General features: G+C 43.9%; 23 protein-coding genes and 1 pseudogene. 8 read left to right on the top strand and 16 right to left on the bottom strand.

What is annotated here, in order from left to right; all coding sequences use genetic code 11:
* Nucleotides 1-163: 163 nt before the first annotated feature.
* From LPKJCM_RS06545 to LPKJCM_RS13915, 6 genes and pseudogenes are all read right to left on the bottom strand, one after another.
* The gene (locus LPKJCM_RS06545; protein ID WP_057961768.1) at nt 164-859 is read right to left on the bottom strand and encodes a glycerophosphodiester phosphodiesterase; all 696 of its coding nucleotides are present in this window, start codon (nt 857-859) and stop codon (nt 164-166) included.
* A gap of 88 nt (nt 860-947) precedes the next feature.
* A complete protein-coding gene (locus LPKJCM_RS06540) occupies nt 948-2,309 on the bottom strand; it encodes an ABC transporter substrate-binding protein (protein ID WP_174659018.1) in 1,362 nt (453 codons plus the stop codon).
* On the bottom strand, nt 2,309-3,139 hold the full coding sequence (locus LPKJCM_RS06535; protein WP_057961766.1) for a carbohydrate ABC transporter permease: 831 nt from the start codon (nt 3,137-3,139) through the stop codon (nt 2,309-2,311). The genes LPKJCM_RS06540 and LPKJCM_RS06535 overlap by 1 nt, the downstream gene beginning before the upstream one ends.
* Nucleotides 3,139-4,101: a carbohydrate ABC transporter permease gene (locus tag LPKJCM_RS06530; RefSeq protein WP_057961765.1), complete on the bottom strand. Its 963-nt coding sequence runs from the start codon at nt 4,099-4,101 to the stop codon at nt 3,139-3,141. The genes LPKJCM_RS06535 and LPKJCM_RS06530 overlap by 1 nt, the downstream gene beginning before the upstream one ends.
* Nucleotides 4,094-4,759 (bottom strand): ABC transporter ATP-binding protein, encoded by a 666-nt coding sequence (locus LPKJCM_RS13920; protein ID WP_369688685.1) that lies wholly within the window; start codon nt 4,757-4,759, stop codon nt 4,094-4,096. Before LPKJCM_RS13920 ends, LPKJCM_RS06530 begins: the two co-directional genes overlap by 8 nt.
* A pseudogene (locus LPKJCM_RS13915) lies at nt 4,760-5,115 on the bottom strand (ATP-binding cassette domain-containing protein); the annotation flags it as partial.
* A gap of 262 nt (nt 5,116-5,377) precedes the next feature.
* Here LPKJCM_RS13915 and LPKJCM_RS13550 point away from each other — a divergent pair.
* Nucleotides 5,378-5,581 (top strand): hypothetical protein, encoded by a 204-nt coding sequence (locus tag LPKJCM_RS13550; RefSeq protein ID WP_225364150.1) that lies wholly within the window; start codon nt 5,378-5,380, stop codon nt 5,579-5,581.
* A 6-nt stretch (nt 5,582-5,587) separates the two neighbouring features.
* Nucleotides 5,588-6,082, top strand: a complete 495-nt coding sequence (locus LPKJCM_RS06520; RefSeq protein ID WP_225364149.1) for a class I SAM-dependent methyltransferase — start codon at nt 5,588-5,590, stop codon at nt 6,080-6,082.
* A gap of 53 nt (nt 6,083-6,135) precedes the next feature.
* Here LPKJCM_RS06520 and LPKJCM_RS06515 read toward each other — a convergent pair whose 3' ends face one another.
* Entirely contained in the window at nt 6,136-6,690 is a 555-nt protein-coding gene (locus tag LPKJCM_RS06515; protein WP_057961764.1) for a helix-turn-helix domain-containing protein, read from the bottom strand.
* 386 nt (nt 6,691-7,076) lie between these two features.
* Here LPKJCM_RS06515 and LPKJCM_RS06510 point away from each other — a divergent pair, with 386 nt between their 5' ends.
* Nucleotides 7,077-7,472, top strand: coding sequence for a type II toxin-antitoxin system HicB family antitoxin (locus LPKJCM_RS06510; protein WP_057961772.1), 396 nt, complete (start codon nt 7,077-7,079; stop codon nt 7,470-7,472).
* A 54-nt stretch (nt 7,473-7,526) separates the two neighbouring features.
* On the opposite strand, the gene LPKJCM_RS06505 is transcribed toward LPKJCM_RS06510, so the two are convergent.
* Both LPKJCM_RS06505 and sfsA read right to left on the bottom strand, forming a co-directional pair.
* Nucleotides 7,527-8,219 (bottom strand): glycerophosphodiester phosphodiesterase, encoded by a 693-nt coding sequence (locus LPKJCM_RS06505; RefSeq protein ID WP_057961763.1) that lies wholly within the window; start codon nt 8,217-8,219, stop codon nt 7,527-7,529.
* Nucleotides 8,220-8,337: 118 nt separating this feature from the next.
* The gene (gene sfsA, locus LPKJCM_RS06500; protein ID WP_057961762.1) at nt 8,338-9,102 is read right to left on the bottom strand and encodes a DNA/RNA nuclease SfsA; all 765 of its coding nucleotides are present in this window, start codon (nt 9,100-9,102) and stop codon (nt 8,338-8,340) included.
* 77 nt (nt 9,103-9,179) lie between these two features.
* Here sfsA and LPKJCM_RS06495 point away from each other — a divergent pair, with 77 nt between their 5' ends.
* On the top strand, nt 9,180-9,710 hold the full coding sequence (locus LPKJCM_RS06495) for a DUF308 domain-containing protein (protein ID WP_057961761.1): 531 nt from the start codon (nt 9,180-9,182) through the stop codon (nt 9,708-9,710).
* A 343-nt stretch (nt 9,711-10,053) separates the two neighbouring features.
* Nucleotides 10,054-10,176, top strand: a complete 123-nt coding sequence (locus LPKJCM_RS13765; RefSeq protein WP_263851669.1) for a hypothetical protein — start codon at nt 10,054-10,056, stop codon at nt 10,174-10,176.
* 125 nt (nt 10,177-10,301) lie between these two features.
* Here the strand turns inward: LPKJCM_RS13765 and LPKJCM_RS13545 are convergent, their stop codons facing one another.
* Together LPKJCM_RS13545 and LPKJCM_RS13540 are read right to left on the bottom strand one after the other, a co-directional pair.
* A complete protein-coding gene (locus LPKJCM_RS13545) occupies nt 10,302-10,865 on the bottom strand; it encodes a Rossmann-fold NAD(P)-binding domain-containing protein (RefSeq protein WP_225364148.1) in 564 nt (187 codons plus the stop codon).
* 111 nt (nt 10,866-10,976) lie between these two features.
* Nucleotides 10,977-11,222, bottom strand: coding sequence for an SDR family oxidoreductase (locus tag LPKJCM_RS13540; RefSeq protein ID WP_225364147.1), 246 nt, complete (start codon nt 11,220-11,222; stop codon nt 10,977-10,979).
* Between the two features lie 110 nt (nt 11,223-11,332).
* Between LPKJCM_RS13540 and LPKJCM_RS06485 the strand changes: the two genes are divergently transcribed.
* Nucleotides 11,333-11,941 carry a TetR/AcrR family transcriptional regulator gene (locus LPKJCM_RS06485; protein ID WP_057961760.1) on the top strand — a complete coding sequence of 203 codons (609 nt, stop codon included), beginning with the start codon at nt 11,333-11,335 and terminating at the stop codon, nt 11,939-11,941.
* A gap of 114 nt (nt 11,942-12,055) precedes the next feature.
* Here LPKJCM_RS06485 and LPKJCM_RS06480 read toward each other — a convergent pair whose 3' ends face one another.
* Nucleotides 12,056-12,985, bottom strand: a complete 930-nt coding sequence (locus tag LPKJCM_RS06480; RefSeq protein WP_057961759.1) for a nucleoside hydrolase — start codon at nt 12,983-12,985, stop codon at nt 12,056-12,058.
* A gap of 64 nt (nt 12,986-13,049) precedes the next feature.
* Nucleotides 13,050-14,450: an amino acid permease gene (locus LPKJCM_RS06475; RefSeq protein ID WP_057961758.1), complete on the bottom strand. Its 1,401-nt coding sequence runs from the start codon at nt 14,448-14,450 to the stop codon at nt 13,050-13,052.
* A gap of 440 nt (nt 14,451-14,890) precedes the next feature.
* Here LPKJCM_RS06475 and LPKJCM_RS06470 point away from each other — a divergent pair, with 440 nt between their 5' ends.
* Both LPKJCM_RS06470 and LPKJCM_RS06465 read left to right on the top strand, forming a co-directional pair.
* Nucleotides 14,891-15,478: a uracil-DNA glycosylase family protein gene (locus tag LPKJCM_RS06470; RefSeq protein WP_057961757.1), complete on the top strand. Its 588-nt coding sequence runs from the start codon at nt 14,891-14,893 to the stop codon at nt 15,476-15,478.
* A 107-nt stretch (nt 15,479-15,585) separates the two neighbouring features.
* Nucleotides 15,586-15,831 (top strand): hypothetical protein, encoded by a 246-nt coding sequence (locus LPKJCM_RS06465; protein WP_057961756.1) that lies wholly within the window; start codon nt 15,586-15,588, stop codon nt 15,829-15,831.
* Between the two features lie 185 nt (nt 15,832-16,016).
* Here the strand turns inward: LPKJCM_RS06465 and LPKJCM_RS13185 are convergent, their stop codons facing one another.
* The 3 genes from LPKJCM_RS13185 to LPKJCM_RS13755 all read right to left on the bottom strand — a co-directional run bounded on the left by LPKJCM_RS13185 (nt 16,017) and on the right by LPKJCM_RS13755 (nt 17,987).
* Nucleotides 16,017-16,193, bottom strand: a complete 177-nt coding sequence (locus LPKJCM_RS13185) for a hypothetical protein (protein WP_165758578.1) — start codon at nt 16,191-16,193, stop codon at nt 16,017-16,019.
* Between the two features lie 157 nt (nt 16,194-16,350).
* The gene (locus LPKJCM_RS13760) at nt 16,351-17,118 is read right to left on the bottom strand and encodes an ABC transporter substrate-binding protein (protein ID WP_263851683.1); all 768 of its coding nucleotides are present in this window, start codon (nt 17,116-17,118) and stop codon (nt 16,351-16,353) included.
* Nucleotides 17,119-17,123: 5 nt separating this feature from the next.
* On the bottom strand, nt 17,124-17,987 hold the full coding sequence (locus tag LPKJCM_RS13755) for a peptide ABC transporter substrate-binding protein (protein ID WP_263851682.1): 864 nt from the start codon (nt 17,985-17,987) through the stop codon (nt 17,124-17,126).
* Between the last annotated feature and the right edge of the window lie 81 nt (nt 17,988-18,068).

The raw sequence follows: 18,068 nt of genomic DNA, 5'->3' as shown, positions 1-18,068 counted from the left end.
TTGTACATAGAGATTCACTCCTATCCTTGGGTTTTTGTCGATTTAAGAATAGCAGAGTTGAATTCTCTGTGCTACATAAAATGCAAAAAAGCCTCGGAAAAATTTCCGAAGCTTTTTTGCGTTAACTAGGACTTTTGTCCCAGCCTCTTTTTCTACACTAAGACTAGATTGCAACCGCGCGGTTCTTAATTCTGACAGCCTGTTCAAAATTATCAGTAATAATACCGGCAACGTGATCCGACAATAATTTTTCCTGCGTCCGCGGATCATCGACAGTCCAAATTCGTTCATCAACGTTAGCTAATGGCTGGTAATGGCTAAGATGCAGCCCCGCCAAATGTTCTCTAACAATCAGCGACTTTGGATTTTTAATGATATGATCCGATAACAGGCAATACTGCTGGTTTTGATCAATCCGATAAGCGGTTTTGAGAGAATCCAGGTTAAATGAGGAGTAGATTACCGGATACATCAAATCGTATTGTTTAACCAAATCCAGCACAATTTGTTCAATCTTTGGATAGTGAATCTTGTTGGTCTTAAATTCCAGATTCAAATGAACGGGACGATGAACTGCTAACGCCAGGAGATCCTTCAACGTCGGAATTGTTTCGCCATCCCGCATGTGGAACTCTTGAAGTTCCTTCAGGGTATAATCGTGAATTAATCCCTTCCCGTCAGTCGTTCGATCAATCTTTTCATCATGCATAATCACCGGCACATTGTCTTTTGTCAGGTGAACGTCAAACTCCAGCCCGTCAATCCCATGATCAATGGCGTATTGGAATCCCTTTAATGAATTTTCTGGAAATTTGAATGGGTAACCGCGATGACCGAAAATTAATGTTTTATTACTCAAGATGGGTAACTTCCTTTCAATTCTTCCACTCTCTTAATCACTTCCCTTTAAGATTCAATCGTGAACCTTAATGGAAGCCGCACAAAAACTACCTGCCGTCTGCTTTGTTAGTCGTCTTCAAATTGGCATTCATGGCTTTATTAGCCGTGTTCAAGGCACTATTGATAGCTTGCCCATTATAGACACCCTCCATAGCCGTCTCTTCTAATTCACGGGTCAATTGCATGCCTTCCATCAAAATACCAGAATTGGTATTATTCGGCTTGGCGCTGGCCAACTGTTCGCCTGGAACTTTGGCTGCCGGAATCTTTTGGTAGATATCCTGTAAGACCTTAGTCTTTTGAGAATTTTTGTTCAAAGCCAAATACCCTGTTGCTTTTTGCCAGTTGGCCTGATTCTTGGCGGTTTCCGCAAACTTAATGAATTCCCAGGCACCCCGTTGTGTCTTTGCGGGTTTGTCATTAGAGATCCAAAGCGCCGCGCCACCAATTCCAACCCCGTTGGCTTTGACACCATCTGGATGTGGAAAATAGGAAATACCTAATTTGTTCTTGGTACCGGTCGTTAACTGACCAATGTAGGCGGATGATTGAACGAAGATGCCTAATTTATTTGCCAGGAATGCGGCAATTTCATTCGTTTCAGCACTGGCGCCAGAACCATAGTTGACGAAATCGCCAGACTTGATGTTGGTTCTGATCCAAGTGAGGAACTTCTTGGTGGTTGGATTATTCAAATCAATCTTGGTTGGATTGCCGGAATGACCATCGCCATTGTTAATCAATGAAGTGTGGGCATTTGCAAGCGCCTCTTCCATCAACCAACCATAGATTTCCATCGTCATCCCTTTGACTTTATGATGAGAATTTTCATAAAGGGCTTTGGCAGCCCGAGTCACATCGCTATAACTAGGTGACTTAGCTGGTGGGGTGACGCCATACTTCTTGAAAAGAGAAGCGTTGTAGTAAAGAACCGGTTGCGAGGTGTTAAACGGCATTGCCAACTGCTGGCCCTTGTTGGAATAAAACGAGCGGGCAACCGGTGAAATGTCGCTTACATCATAGTTATCCTGGTCAATGAACTTTTGAACCGGCGTGATGTACTTACTGTGCATTATCTGAGCGGTTGAAATATCAAATGACTGAAACAATGCCGGTGAGGCACTGGTGCCATGACTCTGAATAATCTTTTGAACCGCTTCGTCATAAGCCCCTTGATATTGAGGAATGACTTCATACTTGTTTTGGGATTTGTTAAAATCATCGACCATTTTATCCAAGGCTACTTCTGCTGGGCCACCCATTTCGTGCCAGAAAACAACGGGAGTCCTGCCAGCCTTGGCACTGGTGGCATTTTTAGAACCATTCACAAATGCGATTCCCAAGACAATTGCAACAATCGCAAAGATCGGTAGGGCGTAGGTTTTGAGAAATACTGTGACTTTTTTCATTATTTAACCGCACCTTCATTCACACCGGATTTGAAGTAATGCTGCCCAATAAACAGCACAATCAGCGTTGGAATCACAACGATTGCCGCGGTGGCCTGGATCATGCCCCAGTCATTGAAAGTTTCTTCTGACTGAAGCTGCCGCAGACCGTTTTGAACGGGGCGAAAATCATTACTAAAGGTGGTCAGCATCGGCCACAGATATTGATTCCAGGCACCTAAGAAGCTGTATGCGCCTAAGGTCATCAGTGGGATTCGATTATAGGGCAGTACCATTTTCCAATAGAACTGGAAGTGGCCCAACCCCTCAATATCGGCAGCTTCCTTCAGTTCAGCCGGCATCTGCATAAATGACTGACGGAGCATGAAGACTCCAAAGGCGGATGTCAAAAACGGAATGACCATCACAGAGTAACTGTTGAGCAGACCCATTGCTTTAACCGTCTGAAAGTTGGGAATGATTTCTGCTTCAAATGGCAGCATCATCGTGGCTAAAAACAGCCCAAAGAGAAATTTCCGGCCTCTAAATTTCAGGAAGACAAAGGCGTAGGCACTCATCGAACAAAAGATGAGTTGGGCAACCATGGTTGCCGTTGAAATCACCAAACTATTTCCCAAGTATCTCAGGATTGGGGTTTGCGTGAAGGCGTCAATATAATTCTGAAAGGAAACCTTGGTGCTCAAAAAGTTCCCTTGGGCAATCTGCATGGTTGGCAGAAAGCTGGTCCACAAACCAATCAGAAACGGTGCCAGCACAATCACTGCGAGAATTGTTAATAACGCGTAGTCCCAAATCCGTCGGGACAATTTTGGTTTTGTCACAAGATCCATTAGTAATTCACCCGCTTTTCCAAAACTTTAAATTGTAGGAGCGTGAACAAGGCAATAATAATCGTCAAAATGATGGATTCAGCACTTGCCTGAGCGTAATTGCCACTGTAAAACGCATCCTTGTAAATTCGATAAACCAGCATGTTAGTCGCATTGGTGGGGCCACCCTTGGTCATCAGGTCAATCAAGCCAAAGCTCTTAAATGATTCGATCAAGGTAATAAGGGACACGAAGAATAGGGTTGGTGAAATCGATGGAATCGTAATGTGGAAGAATTGGAACCTGGATGAGGCTCCTTCAATGTTGGCAGCTTCGTACAAGGTTGTTGGAACAGCCGACATTGCCCCTAAAAGAATCAGGAAGGTGAAGCCCAGGTTCATCCAAACCGTGGTGATGATGACTGCCCACATAGCAGCGGTCGGATCCGTCAGCCAGGGGATTTGTGGTAAATGCATCCAGGTGCTGACCAGAGACAGGAACCCGGTCGATGGGTTAAAAATAAATAGCCAGAAAATAGCGGCAACGGAAACCGAAACGCCCATGGTTGCCGAAAATAGTGTTCGAAAAAGGCCAATTCCCGGCAGCCGTTTGCTGGCCAGGTTTGCGAGGATTAATCCAAGCGCGATTGTAATGATGGTGACTGCGAAAACGTAAAATAGCGTAACCCCTAAGCTGGAAAGATAGTCAGCCGAAGTCAGCAGGTTCATGTAATTGGAAAGCCCAACGAACACCGTCGTTTTGCCAACGGTGTTGGTGAGAAATAAGCTCAAATACAACGTCTTGATCATTGGGTAGAAGATGAAAACACCTAGAATCAAGAGTGACGGTCCCAGAAACGCCCAGGCAAAATACTTGTCCTTCGCATTTAATGTAAACTTGGTTTCCTGTTCTGCAAGTTTGCTTTTCGTCTTATCAACTGAAAGTGGACTTGTCGGGGTACTTTGTGCCGGAGATTTAAGCATGAACATAGGCCTCCTTTGATAGGTTCATCCGTTTACCATCCGTATCAAAAAACATTAAATTGGCGTCAGCGGAAACTTTGATTGGCTGGAAAATTCGGTAATTAACTTGTCCGGGAACGACCACGTGAATGTCTTCGCCACTGTTCAAGGTTGCGTAGATAATCGTCTCATCACCAAGAAATTCTGTGTTCTTCACGGTGGCGTTGGCGTCAATGCTCTCAGTCGATTCAACCTTCATATCATCGGGGCGGATGCCAATTTTGACGTTTTCATCAGGCACTTCCTCATCCAAAGCGATTTCCAGGTCCGAGGAAACATTTAAGATGTGGCTATTACCTTGTGAACGCTTGGCACTCAAAATATTAATCTGTGGTGTGCCGAAGAACTTCGCCACAAAGTCATTGGCAGGGTTTTGATAAATTTCACTAGGGGTGCCAATCTGTTGCACGTGTTGATCATTCAACACCATAATGTGGTCAGCCATCGTCATCGCTTCAACCTGATCATGGGTGACATAAATCAGTGTCAAACCGAGTTTACGTTGGAGCGCGTATATTTCTTGACGCATCTTAATTCTGAGTTGCGCATCCAAGTTAGATAATGGTTCATCCATCAAGCAAATCTTGGCATCACTGGCAACCGCTCGAGCTAACGCCACCCGCTGCCGTTGACCCCCCCGATAACTCGCGTGGTTTGTGGTTTGCGGTTTGCGAGTTCGGTTAGGCTGACCATTTTCAATGCTTCATCAACCCGCTGCTTAATGTCTGCTTGATCCATCTTTCGAGCTTTCAACCCAAACGCAACGTTATCGCGGACATTCATGAATGGGAACAGGGCATAATTTTGAAAAACCATCGTTAATTTCCGTGCCTTGGGTGGCAAATCATTGACAACCTTGTCATCGATACTAACCTCGCCCGCCGTAATTGGTGTCAAGCCGGCGATCATTCTCAGCAGTGTACTTTTACCGCAGCCGGAGGGCCCGACAATGACGAAGAATTCGCCTGTCTCCACCTTCACTGAGATATCCTTGAGCACCTCGGTCTGTGCGTCGTAGTCTTTACGGACGTTTCTTAAAGTAATTGACAATTATCTCACCTCAAAATCTTTTATTTCACTACAAGGATTATTGTGAGGGTTCAATGTAAATTGCCCGTTTCGTTAATGTAAATTAGCAGTAAAAAAATGATATTGTATGTAAATATTTGATTTTGGTTTTGTATAAGGCAAAGGTAATTATGATATAATGCAGTATCAAGAATAGGGAGTACTGATAATGCATCTTAAATATGGCTTAGACGCCCCACTTGTCCTAATTTTGTTCATTTTGGGCGGACTCATCTCAATCATTAGTCTCTACCTGACGCATAGCAGTCCCTGGTCATACTCGTATGGCATGTTTATGATCATCGCAGGGGCTATCCACATCCACACCTCGGTGCGTGGAAAATTCAAAATCTGGCAGACACTCATTTGGTAGCAAAAGTTGAATGGTGATGAAAAGGTTTTAGATCTCGGCTGTGGTCATGGTGCGGTGTTGATCGCGTTTGCCAAGCGGTTAACAGCACGGGGGCACGCTGATGGTATTGATCTTTGGCGAAGTCGCGATCAATCCAACAATACTGAGACCAACACCCAAAAAAATCTTCAAACGAATCATGTCCAAGATCGCACCAGCTTGATTACGGCAAATATGGTAAGCCTTCCGTTCGAAAACAATACTTACGATTACGTGGTTTCGAGCTTTGCTTTTCATAACATCAAACCCACCAGTGATCGAAAAATTGCACTGGTAGAAGCTTGTCGGGTATTGAAACCTTGTGGAACACTAATGATCGTCGATACTGAGCACAAGGGATCCCAATATGTTCAATTACTGAAGCAGCAAGGCTTATCCAACGTATCGATTAAACAAGCCGGCTTCAATGGCTGGTGGTCGGGTCCTTGGATGAACTCGTATATAATTACAGCAAAAAAATAAAGAAGTTGTGATGAGGTGATAAACAGATTATCACCATCCACAACTTCTTTTCGCTATTTAGGCCCGTTCCCATAGTCTTCCCAAAATCCCTTGTTCATAGAAACCATCCCATCCGCAAAACCATGAACAAATCCATATATTTCCGGAACAATTAGAAGTGCCAGTAAAACAACTCCTAAGATTACGGTAGATTTTGATAGTGATCGATTGAACTGACGCCAGTTAATGGTAAATAGTAGTCCAACAAATGCAATAAATGCAGGAACCTGAATCCAAGCTTGGACGCTTTGAACCCCAACACCTGCAAACATCAGGATTCCATAACTAACAATGGCAATTCCAAACGCCCACAAGACAATTTTAGATACCTTACTCATCTTCTGGTTCTTCATCAATTTATCCATTAACTCATCATCTCCTTTAATTAAATCATCTAACGAAATTTTAAATAAGTTGCTAATCACCACAACATTTGCAAAACTTGGTAAGCTAACGTCTTGCTCCCACTTGGAAATTGATTGACGGGAAATATTCAACTTAGCTGCCAATTCTGCTTGTGACCAATGATGTTGAGTTCGTTGCTGCAAAAGCACCTTTCCGATTTGCATTCTTACGTAGCTCCCTTCTAATTCCAACTCGCTGACCTTAATATACAAATTCCAACTTCAAATGTCCATCGTTCTTGGGGAACCGGTTAGTTGCATCAACAAGTAACGCAAACTTAACCAGCTGAGGTTTGCGTTAGTTTCCGCTGTTGACTATATTTTCGATTAATTAGATAGACATATTTTCTCATATGGTTCATTTCAAAAGTCAATAATCACAATGCCTGCAAATGATTTCGCAATCTGTATAATGAACATATAAAGTGAGGTGAATGTAGTGTGCCGCTGGTCAAACACTGACTCCATCCATACCGGCGAACTAAAACGGGGAACCGAGATGGCCATCCGAAAACAGGCTGGCCTTCAGAAACGGTAATGGCATGCTCGAAATGATGGAAAAAAGATTGATTTATCTAATAATTGTCGAAGAATTTAATGATGACGATGGCCATTATTTTGTTGCAACTTCCCCCAACATTCCTGGGATGGTGACACAAGGAGACTCACTGGCCGATGTGGCATACTGGGCTGAGGATGCAATTGGCACCATGCTTGAAGACCAGCACGAATATCCGGCTCCTCAAGACCCAACGAAATGGCAACTAAATCCCCATCAAAAACTTATCTATGTAACTGTTGATATGAAAAAATTGCTTGAAGCAAGCTCAAAAACGATTCGTAGAACGATTACTGTACCAAAATATCTGAACGACCTGGCCAAAGAAAACCACATTAATGTTTCCGGTCTCACCACCAAAGCGTTAAAAAGCAAATTAGGCATCTAAAAAAGCATTCCCAACCGTGCCCAGGCACGGCTGAGAATGCTCTATTTTCAATACTTAAGCCAAACTATTAGCCTTAATCTTCTCAGCACCTTCAAAGTTATTCGTAAAGATGCCAGCAACGTTCAATCCAAATAAATGCTTCTGCACCTTTGGATCATCAACCGTCCAAATCCGTTCCTTAACGTGTCTCATTGGTACGTAATGGCTTAAATGTAACCCAACCAAGTGCTCCTTGGCCATTAATTCGCGCGGATTTTGAATATCGTGCTCCGACAAGAAGCAATATTGTTGCGTCGGATCGATTTGATAGGCGATCTTGAGTGAATCCAGGTTAAATGATGAGTAAATCACTGGGTAAACCAGCTCATATTGCTTGACCATCTCCAACACAATCTGTTCGACATGCTTATAGTGGATTTCGTTTGTTTTAAATTCCAAGTTCAAATGAACTGGCTTTTGATTTGCCAATTCCAATAATTCCTTGAGCATCGGGACCGTTTCGCCGTCACTCAAATGGAACTGACGCAGCTGTTCCAAAGTATAGGAACGAATCTCACCAGTCCCGTCAGTCGTTCGATCAATTTTTTCGTCATGCATAATCACCGGAACGTTATCCTTAGTCAAATGGACATCAAATTCTAGTCCGTCGATGCCGTGGTCAATCGCGTATGCAAAGCCCTTTAACGAATTTTCGGGGAACATATGGGGATAGCCTCGATGGCCGAAGATCAATGTTTTACTTACCATTATTGTATAAATAGCTTCCTTCCAAATAAATCAAGTATGTGCGATCAACGATGCAGCACTCGCACCAATGCGGTATTATCATAACACGCTTGTGAATAGTTTCAAGGGGCGTTGACTGTTAATGGCCGTCCCTTTGTTGACTCCCAATTGAAGACGGCAGACCATCACTGACAAAGGCCTGATTCAAATCAAATTTCACCGGCTGATCTAACATAAAACGATCCGCGGTTACCTTACAGTCATAAGCAAGAACGTGGACACCCACTTTCTGAGCGTGATCGATTGCCACTGCCAAGGCTTCAAAAATCTCCCGGTCAATGGTGACGACTTTGATATTTTTCATTTGGATGACAAATAGCAAATAAGCTAAATAACCATGTTCGGCAGCCTTCTCCAATGTCTTGACGTGTTTTAATCCCCGGGTGGTTGGTGCATCCGGAAACGCGGCAATTCCCTGATTGGCAAGCGTGACACCCTTAACCTCCAAGAAAAACGGCCGGTTGGCAATGTCAGTCCCGGCAAAGTCTAGTCTGGAATCTAAATAAGTCACCTCGGGCCTGACCCTTTCAATGGACTCGATCTCAGGCAGCTGAATGTCATTAGTCGTTAAGCCGGCTTTTACCAGCTTGTTGGGTGCCTGAGAATCAATATTAATCCAGTCACGATCATATTTCTTGGCTGCTACTAAATCATAGTGGGTCTTGCGGCTGGGATTGTCGGTATATACCAAAGAAGTTGTCACTCCCGGCTGGAGGATGGTGGTTCGACCGGTATTTTTAACGTGGGCAACCACCACCTCGCCAGTTTCTATGAGTTGGCAATGGGCAATAAATCGATTCGGTCGGTCGATGAATCTCGCTAGATGGCTATTTGGATATTTCATTGGGCACCTCTAAATCCTGTTGTTTTTTAACTATTACTCGTATTATATAGTTAATATCAATATTTGGGGGAATGGTTATGTATTCATTTATGCAGCAAATTAGAAACTACGTCTGGCTGAAAAGTCTGGCTTACATTATTTTTGGACTGCTATTTTTATTTGAGCCTCACGAAACCTTGAACTTAGCCATTAACGTTTTAGCAGCTTTCATTATTGTCTTTGGGCTCATTAACCTGCTCTCTGCCTGGCGCCAACGTTCAAGGGGCGAGGTGGTCGATTACAGCTTTGCCATTGGCATTACCCAGGTGGTAATTGCCGTGATTGTCTGGATTTTGGCAAAACCGCTGTTAGCATTCTTACCATTTATTTTAGGCGTCATGTTAATTGTCAGTGGGATCTCCAAAGTGATTGATGCGTTGAATCACCGTCAGTACGTCAATGTTTCCCCCATGCCATTCGTTCTATTTGGTATTCTCCTCATCCTAGTGGGCGTCTTATTAGCCTTCAACCCGTTTGGAACGGTCTTGGTTCTGCTGCAGTTCTTTGGGGCAGCCCTGGTCGTGATGGCCATTATGGAAATTGTCACCGCGTGGAAATGGCGGGTATAATTCGTACTTAATTATCAGAAAAGTCGGTTCCAATTATAATAACGGCCACCTCACCGATCAATCGGGGGGTGGCCTTTGTTGTATGTTGCAAAAATATGACAAACTATTAAAGCCTTAAAAAAAGTTTAACTTTCTTTCATAGCCACAGACACAAGGAATGTAAGCGGACTCAATTTATTTTAAAGGCCGTTTACGGGTCATCTTGTGAGCAAAAAATTTCAAATGTAATATTTTACGCCCTATACTAAAGATGGAACTAAGAAAAGTGCCTGATTCGAACAATCAATCCCTGATAGAACACCTTTTATTGGTTCCGAGTAAAATAATAAGGAGGACATGTAATATGAAGAAGACTCTCAAAAAGTTATTTGAACGGGTGTTTGCCAAGAAATTTGAAGATGCAGGCAACTTGCAAACCAGTGAAAACAACCGATTATTTTGGAATTCTGTTACTAAGGGACAATGAAAATGAAAGTTAATTTAGGCATGATAAGTTAGAGGCTGAGATGGAAGAATAATCTTTTATCTCAGCCTCATATTTGTATCAATACTAGTTGTTAAATTAATGGGTTTGATCAAGCTTGGCTTTAATCACCGGTCAATTAACGTATGGGAATGATGGTCGCCCTGATTTTGATAAGCCGTCGCAAATGTTTTTGCAAACTCGGCTAGCTTAACCTTTCCAATTGTTGTCTGGTCACTGGTTAAATCAGCATACAATTTTTCTGGAGTTCGCTCTAATTTACTCATCTGAGTAAAAAGCTCTGCAAGTTCTTTAGGAGCACCATTAGCAACCATTGCCTGCTCAGCCTGATTATCGGTAATTGACACAAAGTGAAGGTCCGGCATCGACAGTGTCTTCTGAAGTGCTTCAATGAATTGATCAGCTGAAAAGGCATCACTGTAGACATAGTGAACGGACTTCCCTGCTGGCACGTGTTGAAGCAGATTCAAAACAACTGCCGCAATATCCTGGGGTGCGACCCAGCGACGGACGACCGTTGCCGGAATGTTTGAATAAATGGCGTGGTCAGCCTTAATGGTGGGCAAGTTCGCGTACAGATTACTGTAGAACCCAACCGGTCGGACAAAGGCAACATTTACGCCATTAAGCTCTCGCTGCTGGTCCTCAATTAAATGATAAGCATAAAGCAAAGCGCACCCGCTTGGGGGTTGTCAGCACCGATACTACTTAGATCAACGACATTTTTTACTCCGGAACGCTTAATGGCTTCTGCAAAGACTTTCCCCTGTCTTTCGGTATCCTCAAATAAGGAACCCGCTGGAAGCCGCTGCGACCATTAAATAGACTGCATCCGCGCCTCTAAACTGATCCGCCAAAAAGTCGCTGTCAGTCATGGTGCCAATTGCCGGTTGAGCACCAATTTGGCGAATTTGGTCAGCCCGCTTCGTATTGGAACTAATCACGGTAACATCATGGCCCGCCTTAACTAATGCCGGCGCAATAATTCGACCAATATTTCCAAGTGATCCTAATAATGTAAATTTCATTGTTGAATCCTCCTTTAAAGATAACTCTATCTTTTATACGTTCAGTATAAAAGATAGAGTTATCTTTTGTCAACGTTGAAATACGCTTGATTTTCAAGTAATCTATAAATATGAAGAAAAAAGATCTAACTAAAGAAAAGAAAATATTAGACGCAACCGTTGAGATTATCATTGCCGATGGTGCGGCCGCAATTTCAACCACCAAAGTTGCTAACAAAGTGGGCATTTCCCAATCCAACATTTACCTATACTTTAAGGATAAACGCGCACTACTGGATGGTGTTTATCTGCGAGAGATTTCACGTTTGGGACAGACAGCGGGAATGAAGCTGGTTTTAGATCCCAACGAGGATATCTTAACCAGGTGTTTTATGTATCTGAAGTCCATGTATGACTTCTCACTCCAAAATCCCCACAGTTTGTATGTGTTGGAACAGATCAAATTACTCTCAAAGGATGCTGCAGATTACTTAGCCCAACTAGTTGGTCCCAAAAATCCCATGGCAGAACTCTTCACTGCTGGGATTAATTCAGGTGTTTTGCGCCAAATTGATCGGAGTTTGAGCATGACAGTGCTTTTCAGCGTCATCGAAAAGCATACCGAAAATCTGCAAAATGGTTTATATACTGAAGCAGACGTCTCGTTTGAAACGGTAAGTCGTATGATTTGGGCAGCTCTTACGGTGGTTCCTTATCCTGAAAATTTACTGAATAAGTGAGCTAGATGCGTTTCTGATTGTTTCACGTGTAACATTACCACTCACCATCGATCCGTTAACTAACAAAGCCCTGGGAAACTCACTTCCCAGGGCTTTGTTTTAGTACGATAAGAATTATTCAGACTGAGTCAACAACTCATCAATTTTATCAAAGAAAGCTTTGCCATGGACCTCGGTGACCAAATTAATCGGTCGGCCCTGGTTAGTTTCAAAGGTTCGCCCAGCATCAGCACCGGTTGTCAGCACATCGCCACGGATGTCTTTGGATTCAATCAGCTCTGGATACTGGCTGGCAACTGCCGTTAAAACGTCCCACAAGTAATAAGTCGAATTAGCTTCATAAGATGATACCAAGGCATAACCTTGCCCAATCAGATCCATCATTGGGTAGCGGCGCAGGCTGGCCCAATACTGCTGGACGTCAGCGTTTAGCGGCACTTGGTTGGTACTTTCCAAACCGACCATTTGGATATCAATATCAGCGTCAAAGACTGTCTTGACGGCTTTCGGATCCCAATAGGCGTTCCATTCTGCGGTGCCGTCATGCTTGGGTTCCAAGACATTGCCTTCGGTTCGCATCGTACCACCCATCCAATAGAGCCGTTCAATGTGATTGACAATGGTTGGATCAACTTCAAGTGCCCTGGCCAAGTCAGTCAATGGCCCAGTCATGACTAAGTCCGTTTTACCATCAGCCTGTTTTAACTTGTCAATCATGTCCAAGTGAGCCGGCTTTTCAGCTAATGGCGTCGTTGGCTCCCCATGTTCGTTAAGCAATGGAAAGGCATCGAAGGAAAACGAGCTCAATCGCCACTCTTTAGGAAACTGGTGGACCGGGCGAGAATTGGAAGCGGCAACTGACACCTGAGCACCCTTACCAAATCGGGTGATAATCTTTCGCGAGGCTGGGACCGATCCCTCAATGTAGCCATCAGCGTCAATCACCCCAACACCAATTAAATTGACTTCGGACATCTGAAGCAAGAGTAACAACGACACCAAATCATCGACGTTACCGTCATGGTCAAAGTAAACATTTTTCACGATTTCATCCTCCTTGTGTGTTAAGTCCATCATACAGGAAGTCGAATCGGTGGTCTATTTAAAATCAGTCGCTGTTATCCTCAACGTCAATGCTGACAACATTCCGTCGCCGCAGAACCGCATAAAAGACTAGCGCCCAAATCACCGCACCCACTGCCGGTAATAGGGAATCAGAACTGAAGAACAGGCTGGCAAAAATCGCAATAAAAAAGGCGATTGTGAGCGGATTGGACCAACGATATTGAGGCATTTTGAAGCCATCCGACCGGAAGTCCTTAGAATGGCGGTACTTCCAGTGGGCCACCATCGTCAGCATGCACACCAGAATGTAAATATCACTGGACACGGAGGCAATGAATGAAAAGGCGGCCCCAAGGGAATTGAAGGAACTGATAACGGGTGCCAAAAGCATCATCCCCGCAGAGAAAAGAACGCTGACAATCGGGATACCGCTCTTGGAGACTCTTTGGAATGGCTTCATTTCCTTGGCACCGGATTCCTGCGCCAGTTGGTATAAATGTCGGCCAGTGGAAAAAATTGCACTGTTCAAAGTCGACATTGCCGCGGCGATCACCACCAAGTTGATCACGGCAGAGGCGCCGGGAATTCCGGCTAAGTTGAAAATTTGGACAAATGGACTTTGATTAGGATTCAACGTCTTCCATGAAGTGATTGCCATGATAATCACTAATGAGCCAATGTAAAAAAGCAAAATTCTGCCAATAATTTGGTTAACTGCTTTGGGTAATACCCGCCGTGGGTTCTTGGTTTCTGCGGTTGTGATGCCGACAAATTCCATCCCCTGAAAAGCAAAGAAGGCCATTGGGAAGGCCATGATAAATTGATGAATGCCGTTTGGAAACATCGTGAAACCAGAGGTAATATTCGTCCATGAAGCATGGGTGCCGGCCGGGTTTTCGTGATGTGAGAAGACCAGGTAAATCCCGATCACAATCAGTGCCAGGATCGCGATGACCTTGATACCGGACAAAAAGGTTTCTGATTTGCCAAATGAACTCACCATCGCAAGATTCACGCCACTTAAAATGACTAAGAATAAAACTTGAATAAGCGGTGCCGGGACGTTAGGAAACCAATATTTGACATAGGTCGAAATTGCCGTCAACTCGGCCATTCCCGCTAAAATTAATTCGAGCCAGTAACTCCAGGCAGCGAACTTTCCCAGCCGTTGATTAACGTATTTCCCGATAAATGACACAAACGTGTGCTGTTCAGGATCGGCATACATCATTTCGCCAATTGCTCTCATCATCAAAAAGAAAAAGATTCCAATGACCAAATAAACCAAAATGATCGATGGACCGGTGCGGTGAATCGTACTGCCAGCCCCTAAGAATAGGCCGGTGCCGATCGATCCACCAAAGGCGATCATTTGAACGGCTAGGTTGGAAAGACCGCGCCTGGTACCATCTTTATTCACTTGAATTTTGTCTGCTGCTAACATGCTCTTCCTCCTTTGATGATCAGTGTGAGGACAAAAAAACGCCCCTACAGTTAATACTGCAGGGACGTAAACACGTGGTGCCACCCAGATTTATGGCCAATTTCACAGTTGGTCATCTTAACAACTCGTTAACCGTTGAGGCTAATTAAGTCTGAGATCATAACGTGTCTTCACGTAGGCATCGCTTGCACGTGCCTAATGCTCTGAGCTCATCTTCACAGGATTAACTTCGACCGCCTCTCACCTCACGCGGCTCTCTTTACCAAAGCTGTCCTGTTACTCTTCTCATCATCGCTTAATGTTTTAATTTAACATTCATATTATCATTGATCTGGGGAAATGCAAGTGGTTTTTGCGACGATAATCAAATCAGGACTTCCAAAATTCCCCTGACTGGTTCAAAATGATGGTGACTGAACAATGATTGGAAGCGTACTAAAATGGATAAAGCAACCCAGCTGTTTGACCAAATTAAGCAGGACCCCCAAAACCAGCCGTTTACAGAAAAGGGCATCCTGCCACTGTACCACGTTGATCCAGAGGCTGAAATTCTGATTATCAGCCAGGCACCAAGTCGAAAAGCCCAGGCTTCAATGGTCTTTTGGGATGACCCCAGTGGTGATCGCTTGCGTTCATGGATGGGACTAAACAAGACCGAATTTTATCGCTCCGGGAAAATTGCGGTTATGCCGTTAGACTTTTATTATCCAGGAAAGGGCCCTCATGGTGATCTGCCACCTAGAAAGGGATTTGCCGAAAAGTGGCATGGGCCCCTATTAGCGCAAATGCCCAATATCAAACTAACATTATTGATTGGCCAATATGCCCAAAAATATTATTTGGGAAAGCAGTGTCAGAAAAACCTGACTGAAACCGTTCGTAATTTTGATGACTATTTGCCCGAATATTTTCCTCTGGTCCATCCCTCACCACTGAACTATGGCTGGATGAAGCTCCATCCCTGGTTCTTGAAGGATGTTGTGCCTGAATTGCAGAAACGGATTGGTGAAATTATGCAGGACAACTAACGGAATTCCTTATAGAAATATTAACATCGTGATATTAATGCGTGATAATCTATGATAAAATCATGTTTGTGCCATTATTCACATATTTTATATTTCGGGGGAAGCTAATGTTAAAGCTTAAAAAAGCAACTTTAACAGTTGTTGCAGTGTTCACGATGGGTGGCAGCTTAATTTCAATTCCACCCCAAGAAGTGTCAGCCAGAACAACCTATGTCTGGATCGCACCAAATCACGGCAAACGATATCATTATTCAAAGAATTGCCGCGGCCTGAGTAACGCCGGCTATAAACGCCACGTCACTCAACACTGGGCCCGTCATCATGGGTACCGACTGTGCCACTGGGAAAAATAATTGATTTTAAAAAGTAGAAGCATCAACTCATCGGCTTAATGCTGTGACGGTTGATGCTTCTATTTTTTGAGTACCCATTTATTTTGTTGATCGGTTCAATTCCACTACATGTCAAGAGGATTTGGGGAGGTAAGTATAACGGAAACCGATCCCCGCATAGCATTTATTGTTAAATTCAACCATTACTACCACAACTCCTTACCAGTTGGTCGACGATTTGACCAAGCATTTAAATCATCTGGTTTCCGATAAGAAGCGGGCGTTCCCTTATAATTTGCATACTTTTCTTGCAGCGTTGGTTCAGTTTCTGACTCAAGCGCCAAAATACTTTTGCCATCATACTCAACTGTGATAATTTTCAAACTTTGCCCTTCTTTGATGTTACCAGCCCTTAACGCCTTTTAACTTAGAAAAACGCCGTGACCGTTTCCCCATTTTGTGACTTTTGTCCTGTTGATTTCGTTTGTCATAATAAACACCATTTTTAGGTTTAAATTTTAGTACATATCTTAAAGCGATCTATTTACCAATCGTCGCCCGCGTATAATCCGGGAACCCAGCAACATGATATTCAACCCCACTGAGTTTTGGATTAACCAAATGACTTTCCCTCACGTAGTACAACGGAATGATGCCGTTCTGATTCATTAACCGCTTCTCAGCCTGTCTGAGATAGTTCCAGAAATCAGTTTGATTATCAGCTGTTTTAGCCCTTTCAATCAATGAATCATAGGTTGCATCGCTAAATTTACCTGGATTCATGGTATTGTTGGTGGTCAAAATGCCCAAATAATTGATTGGATCGCCGAAATCGGCTAACCAGTACCACTGAGCGAGGTCAAATTTGCCTTCACTTCGTCTTGCTTGCTGTGCCTTGTCAGGAATGTTGGCAATGCTGACCTTGACTCCCGGCAGTTTGGCTGCCAACTGTCCCTGAAGATACTGAGCCACATTCTTGGTCACGTCTTGATCATCACCCACAATCGACAGTTTTAAGTCGCCAGAAATGCCGGCTTCCTTTTTACCGGCTGCCAGCAAGCTTCTGGCTTTATGAATCTTGGGCGCCGTGCTAAAGCTGGTCTCCTTGCTGAAATCCTGACCACTCGTCGGGTCAACCGCCGTTCCTGGACTGACAAAGCTGCTAGCCGGCATCGAACCATCTGCCAAAACTTTACTCGTCAGCTCCTGTCGATTGATCGCTAATGAAATGGCTTCTCTCAGCTTTTGATTAGCTAATGGTCGGCCCCGCTGGTTAACCTGCAGATAGTAGGTCCACGCTTTTGGCACCCGCTTCAAGTCCTTATTCTTCTGCAGCGACTTTGCAGCGACTTTGCAGTGACCCCAGAAATCGTGGCGTCATCCAACTTGCCGTCCTCAAATAAGTTGTGAGCAGTATTAGAATCCTTCACCGTCTTATAATTGATTTGGTCCAGCTTAACGGCCTGCTTATCCCAATAATAAGGGTTCTTTACTAACCGATAAGAGTCGTTAGTTCCCGTCCATTGGGTGATCTTAAAAGCACCATTGGAAACGGTATGGCTGGCATTGGTCCCATATTTCTTGACACCAACCTTTTGGACAAACGATTTATCCTGGGGCATGAAAACCGGCATTGCGACTAACTTGTTAAAATAAGCCATTGGATGACCCAAAGTGATCTCAAGCGTCTTATTGCCGGTTGCCTTAATCCCGAGGGTTTTGTACGATTTTTTGTGATTAATAATTGCATCGGCGTTCTTGATCCCGCTAAAGACGTAGGTATAAACCGGATTGTTCGCCGGGTTCAAAGACCGTTTCCATGAATATTCAAAATCTTCAGCTTTCACAGGATCGCCATTGCTCCACTTGGCATTCGACCGAATGTGGAAAATGTACTTTTTGCCGTTATCGGTTGGTTTGACGATCTTGGTGGCCATTGCTGGTACCGGTTGGTCCTTGCTGTTAAGCCGATATAGGCCCTCAGAGATGTTGGTTAAGGTGTTGAACTCCGGCATCATGGCCTGATTGGTGTTATCTAGTGACGTCAAATCAGACGTCTGCATCAAGGTAATCGACTTGTTTTGAGCCTTTTGAGAAGACTGCTTCCCGCAAGCTGCCAGAAATACCGCAATCATAACTACCCCAATACTTAACGACACCCTTCGAAACTTCTGCATGGTATCCCTCCTAAACGAATTGCAACTCAATCGGAACCGCGTACTTTAATGTCTCATGGACCGTACAGTCTTTGACCACCG

This window comes from Lentilactobacillus parakefiri (genome assembly GCF_002157585.1).
GTDB classification, from domain to species: domain Bacteria; phylum Bacillota; class Bacilli; order Lactobacillales; family Lactobacillaceae; genus Lentilactobacillus; species Lentilactobacillus parakefiri.
This window is presented reverse-complemented; position numbering and strand designations above follow the sequence as displayed.

Excerpts from the sequence above, each read along its gene's own strand:
- LPKJCM_RS06540 (WP_174659018.1), bottom strand. The coding sequence starts at position 2,309 with ATGAAAAAAGTCACAGTATTTCTCAAAACCTACGCCCTACCGATCTTT.
- LPKJCM_RS06535 (WP_057961766.1), bottom strand. The coding sequence starts at position 3,139 with ATGGATCTTGTGACAAAACCAAAATTGTCCCGACGGATTTGGGACTAC.
- LPKJCM_RS06530 (WP_057961765.1), bottom strand. The coding sequence starts at position 4,101 with ATGCTTAAATCTCCGGCACAAAGTACCCCGACAAGTCCACTTTCAGTT.
- LPKJCM_RS13550 (WP_225364150.1), top strand. The coding sequence starts at position 5,378 with ATGCATCTTAAATATGGCTTAGACGCCCCACTTGTCCTAATTTTGTTC.
- LPKJCM_RS06515 (WP_057961764.1), bottom strand. The coding sequence starts at position 6,690 with ATGCAAATCGGAAAGGTGCTTTTGCAGCAACGAACTCAACATCATTGG.
- LPKJCM_RS06510 (WP_057961772.1), top strand. The coding sequence starts at position 7,077 with ATGATGGAAAAAAGATTGATTTATCTAATAATTGTCGAAGAATTTAAT.
- LPKJCM_RS06505 (WP_057961763.1), bottom strand. The coding sequence starts at position 8,219 with ATGGTAAGTAAAACATTGATCTTCGGCCATCGAGGCTATCCCCATATG.
- sfsA (WP_057961762.1), bottom strand. The coding sequence starts at position 9,102 with ATGAAATATCCAAATAGCCATCTAGCGAGATTCATCGACCGACCGAAT.
- LPKJCM_RS06495 (WP_057961761.1), top strand. The coding sequence starts at position 9,180 with ATGTATTCATTTATGCAGCAAATTAGAAACTACGTCTGGCTGAAAAGT.
- LPKJCM_RS13765 (WP_263851669.1), top strand. The coding sequence starts at position 10,054 with ATGAAGAAGACTCTCAAAAAGTTATTTGAACGGGTGTTTGCCAAGAAA.
- LPKJCM_RS13540 (WP_225364147.1), bottom strand. The coding sequence starts at position 11,222 with ATGAAATTTACATTATTAGGATCACTTGGAAATATTGGTCGAATTATT.
- LPKJCM_RS06485 (WP_057961760.1), top strand. The coding sequence starts at position 11,333 with ATGAAGAAAAAAGATCTAACTAAAGAAAAGAAAATATTAGACGCAACC.
- LPKJCM_RS06475 (WP_057961758.1), bottom strand. The coding sequence starts at position 14,450 with ATGTTAGCAGCAGACAAAATTCAAGTGAATAAAGATGGTACCAGGCGC.
- LPKJCM_RS06470 (WP_057961757.1), top strand. The coding sequence starts at position 14,891 with ATGGATAAAGCAACCCAGCTGTTTGACCAAATTAAGCAGGACCCCCAA.
- LPKJCM_RS06465 (WP_057961756.1), top strand. The coding sequence starts at position 15,586 with ATGTTAAAGCTTAAAAAAGCAACTTTAACAGTTGTTGCAGTGTTCACG.
- LPKJCM_RS13755 (WP_263851682.1), bottom strand. The coding sequence starts at position 17,987 with ATGCAGAAGTTTCGAAGGGTGTCGTTAAGTATTGGGGTAGTTATGATT.